The organism is Bacillus sp. P4_D3 (assembly GCF_056401855.1).
In genome coordinates, this window is record NZ_JBFUIN010000259.1 from 1 (window position 1) to 4,460 (window position 4,460).

Sequence of the window (4,460 nt, forward strand, 5' to 3'; positions counted from 1 at the left end):
TACTTACAAATCTCCTCTTATTCTTCAGCAAAATGCGGTAGATGATGTCATGAATATATGCACACAAAAAAGCCTTGGATTTCTTTATCCAAAGCTTCTTTGGAACATATCATCATTTTTCATACTTTCCAATTTTTTTTAATAGATCAAGTAATTCATCCTTCTCATCCTTCGTTAACATTTCAAAAGACTGATGTATAACTTGCTCATGACCTGGAAAAATAGAAGCAATAAAACTCTCTCCAGACTCCGTTAATTGCGCATAAATAACACGCCTATCATTTGGGCATGGAATTCGTTTTACAAGCCCTTTTTTCTCTAGCTTATCTACAACGTATGTAATGCTGCCACTAGCTATTAAAATACGCTCACCGATTTGCTGAAGTGGTTGGCCTCCTTTATGATATAGTAATTCTAATACAGCAAACTCAGTTGGATTTAATCCGTTACTTTGTATGGATTTATTTGTAGTATCCATAACAGAACGATGTACACGGGATAGTGCAATAAATACTTTTAAAGATTGAGAAATGTCTTCTCGCTCATTATTTGATGTCATACCATTTCAACCCTTCACTTAAATTCTCCGCAACAAAAAGAAAAGCAACGTAGCGCTTCATTACAACTGCCGAATGAATATTCACTCATCCCTTTTCCTTTCCCTAATGTAATGCAAATGATTCTTGAATAAAAACATGACAATTTTAACATAGTTTATATATAATGATAATAAAAAAAGAAGGAGTACCAAATTTGAAAGTCAAATTACAAAGCATAGTTTTTTACATACTGCTTGTTATACTGCCAACGATAGGGATTGGTGCCACATTTTTTTCGTATCACACTTATCAAATGCAACAGGCAAACAAACTATCTGCTCACACTGTTCTCTTCTTATATAGAGACTATTTAGACCATCACCTTGGTGAAGCTATATCTGCCTTAGAAATGCTCGCAAAAGTCGTAGGGACCGAAACTGGAAACATCAATGGGATTAAACAAATTGTACATGATACCGATGGAAATGATGAACGTTTTTCCGGTCTATATTACGCTACAACAGATGGGATGATTACAATCGCATCCGAAGGCGATTCGCCGCCTATTGACGTTTCTGACCGCCAATACATCCAAGATGCATTGCAATCTAAGAAAACAACTGTATCATCAGTTATTACAGATCGTGTTCTTGGGCATCAAGCTATTATGATTGCCTCGCCAATATTTAATAGACAAAAGGAACTCTCAGGCTTATTATTAGCAAGTTTACGCTTTGACTACATTTCATATTCTTTAAATGCTATTAAACCACAATATCATTTCGAAGTGACTGATAAACATGATGTAGTTTTTCTAACCGATGATAATAACGAAACAAGCGATGGGCATTCTAATATGCTTACTACCCCACTCCAAAGATTAAATTGGAAAGTCTCTGTTTCTCCGTTACCTATTCATCAAAAAACTTTATACCAGTGGGTTTCAATAGAGTGTATAGCTACTTTATTTTTAATGTCTATTTTATTTTTACTTGCTCAATATATGTTATTAAAACGTCAAACAAAACTAGAAAGACAACAAAATGAACTGCAAAAAATTGAATTGGTTGGAACTTTTGCAGCTAGTACAGCCCATGAAATCCGTAACCCTCTTACTGGAATTAAAGGACTCGTTGCTCTGTTAAAAGAAAAATATAAAGATGAACAGGATCAGTTTTATTTTTCAGTGATTGAACAAGAAATAGAACGTATTAATGAAATTGTAAGCGAATTTCTTATTCTTGGAAAGCCAACTGCTATCATTGAACAAACATATGATGTAAGAACGATTCTTAATGAGGTAGCATTAATTATTCAATCCGAGGCGAATCTACATAACATTGTATTTCATTTACATTTGCCAGACCACCCTGTTCATATACGTTGCTCAAAAGACCATATGAAACAAGTGGTTTTAAACATTACAAAAAATGCAATTGAAGCCATGGCTTCTGGTGATACATTAACCATTGTAGTAACAAACAACGAAAAACACGCACAATTGCAAATTATTGATACTGGAAAAGGGATTCCAAAACATATTCAAAAACACCTCTTTCATCCGTTCTTTACTAATAAAGATACTGGAACAGGTCTTGGGCTTGTTATATGTAAACGAATTGTAGAGATGTACAATGGGCATATATTTATTGATAGTAAAGAAAACAAAGGAACGACAGTTCATATAGAGATTCCATTACACATAGTATAATTATCCTTATCCTAAAAGGGTAATTATACTTATTTCATAAAACCAGCCACAAACATTCTCCAAAAATTGCTCGATTTCCCTTCATACCCAATTTGAAAAATAGGAACCTTTATAATTGAAAACCATTTCGGTGTTTGTTTTTCTTTGTAACGCTGATACTGTACGATAAGCTTGTCCAATTCTTGACTAACTTGAATTGTCTCCATACTATTTAATCCACTTGTTAATCCTAAATGAATCATTTCTTCACGTTTCATATGAATATCATGCGAAAGCTTTTCTAATGTGTACTTCCTTTTTACAGTAAACATCCATATCCCCCTTATTTTTCTTCCATACTCTCAACGTCTCTTCTACTTTAGCCCTTTAAACACTTAATCCTATTTGAATTTGAAGAATCAGAAATTTTAACATTTTCCCCCTGTAATTTACAAATCTTTACCCTCACTTTGAGAATTATTACAAATTATTCTATCTTTGYAAATACATTCGCAATAATAGACATTTTTTTCATCTTCTTTTTTAGCAAATACCAAGTAAACTGCGGATTCTCTATTTTCCATATACTTTTCTTCGACATTTTTTGTTTAATTTATATAAAAACGCAAAACATAATGATGATTGATAAAGTGAAACTTTAATCAGTRGGGGTTTTGTTCATCCCCACTGATTATTAGCCCTCACCAATCGGGCGTTTACGGGCAATGAATCCCCCACCTAACTTCTTTGCTCCAGCCGAATTTTGAGATGGGAGTCTTACTGCCCGCAAATAGCGGAATAAAATAGAAAGGAAATATTTATATGCGTAAATATACTATTACATTTCTCGTCTTCACCTTGTTCATACCCTTCTTCCTATTTCCTATTCAAGCAAATGCTCATACGAATAAGGTTGCTATTGTCATCGATGATTTCGGCAATAATATGAAAGGCACAGATAAGATGTTATCACTTCCAATTCCACTCACTGTTGCTGTTATGCCATTTCTTCCTTCTACTAAACAAGATGCAATAGCTGCCCATAAAAAAGGGCATGAAGTTATTATACATATGCCAATGGAACCAATTAGAGGAAAAAAAGAGTGGCTTGGACCAAAAGCGATTACAACAGATTTAAGCGATGAAGAAATAAACAACCGACTCGAACAAGCAATTCAAGAAATACCTCATGCAATAGGTATGAACAATCATATGGGATCAAAAGTAACCGCTGATGAAAGGATTGTACGTCTTATACTTTCTGCCTGTAAAAAACACGGTTTATTTTATTTAGATAGTAAAACAAACCCTAATAGTGTTGTCCCAAAAATCGGGAAAGAATTAGGCGTGCCTATTATTGAAAACCAATTATTTTTTGATGATGTATATACGGTAAGTCACATTTCAAAACAAGCACAATTACTTATAAAAAAAATCCAAGACAAACCCATTATGGTAGCTATCGGACACGTTGGGGCTCCAGGTGAAATTACATCACGTGTTATAGAAACTTCTATTCCTAAAATTCGTGAGCATGCAGACTTTATTTTTTTATCTGATTTAGCATTGTCTCCACCTTCTGTTTCAAAATAAGATTCATTTCTCACACTAAACAAGGTACCTATCTACATATAGCAGATAGGTACCTTGTTTAACTTAAATATAATCTACATGACTCACCCTAAATCCCTTTTTTTCTATCTTTTCAATTAATTGCTTTAATTTTTTTTCATTTAACTCATCCGATATATTTACGATAACACGGCGAATATATTGATCACCGTTATCAAGCGTAAACAGTCCACCAATATTATATGCTTTTAATAATGTCCCAAGCTCTTTAATTGTTCCCTTACAATCTTGTGTTGCAATTGTTAATATATAACCACCCGTCCGCATACCGAACGAATCCTCAATGACATCAAATACATTAGAATGTGTTAAAATGCCGACAAATTCATTATACTCATTTAAAACCGCTAAAAACGGGAGACGGCGAATAACGTAAAAAGCTCTAAAAAAAGAATCCTTTTCAAAAATAAACGAATTTGGATTTTCCAGTACATCTTCTGTACTTACATCCTCTAATCTGCTATTACACTTCTTTTCTAAAAGATCTACTTTATAAATAATCCCCGTGAATTCCTTCTCATTTTCTGCTAATACAGGGATTGCGCGGAATCCCGTTTCATTCATAATTTGTAACGCCTTTTCACCAGAATCATTCGTTT

Annotated in this window: 5 protein-coding genes; 2 read left to right on the forward strand and 3 right to left on the reverse strand. The window is 33.7% G+C overall.

Going from position 1 to position 4,460, the window contains the following annotated elements; genetic code table 11:
• Positions 1-112: 112 nt before the first annotated feature.
• A complete protein-coding gene (locus AC1DTM_RS18750; RefSeq protein ID WP_000203343.1) occupies positions 113-559 on the reverse strand; it encodes a MarR family winged helix-turn-helix transcriptional regulator in 447 nt (148 codons plus the stop codon).
• A 194-nt stretch (positions 560-753) separates the two neighbouring features.
• Between AC1DTM_RS18750 and AC1DTM_RS18755 the strand changes: the two genes are divergently transcribed.
• On the forward strand, positions 754-2,250 hold the full coding sequence (locus AC1DTM_RS18755; RefSeq protein WP_016104256.1) for an ATP-binding protein: 1,497 nt from the start codon (positions 754-756) through the stop codon (positions 2,248-2,250).
• Positions 2,251-2,279: 29 nt separating this feature from the next.
• Here the strand turns inward: AC1DTM_RS18755 and AC1DTM_RS18760 are convergent, their stop codons facing one another.
• Positions 2,280-2,561: an aspartyl-phosphate phosphatase Spo0E family protein gene (locus AC1DTM_RS18760; protein ID WP_002149628.1), complete on the reverse strand. Its 282-nt coding sequence runs from the start codon at positions 2,559-2,561 to the stop codon at positions 2,280-2,282.
• 490 nt (positions 2,562-3,051) lie between these two features.
• On the opposite strand from AC1DTM_RS18760, the gene AC1DTM_RS18765 reads away from it, so the two are divergent.
• Positions 3,052-3,822 (forward strand): divergent polysaccharide deacetylase family protein, encoded by a 771-nt coding sequence (locus AC1DTM_RS18765; RefSeq protein WP_002158732.1) that lies wholly within the window; start codon positions 3,052-3,054, stop codon positions 3,820-3,822.
• 63 nt (positions 3,823-3,885) lie between these two features.
• On the opposite strand, the gene cbpA is transcribed toward AC1DTM_RS18765, so the two are convergent.
• A partial coding sequence (gene cbpA / locus AC1DTM_RS18770; protein WP_477000639.1) for a cyclic di-AMP binding protein CbpA occupies positions 3,886-4,460 on the reverse strand: 575 nt, incomplete at its 5' end.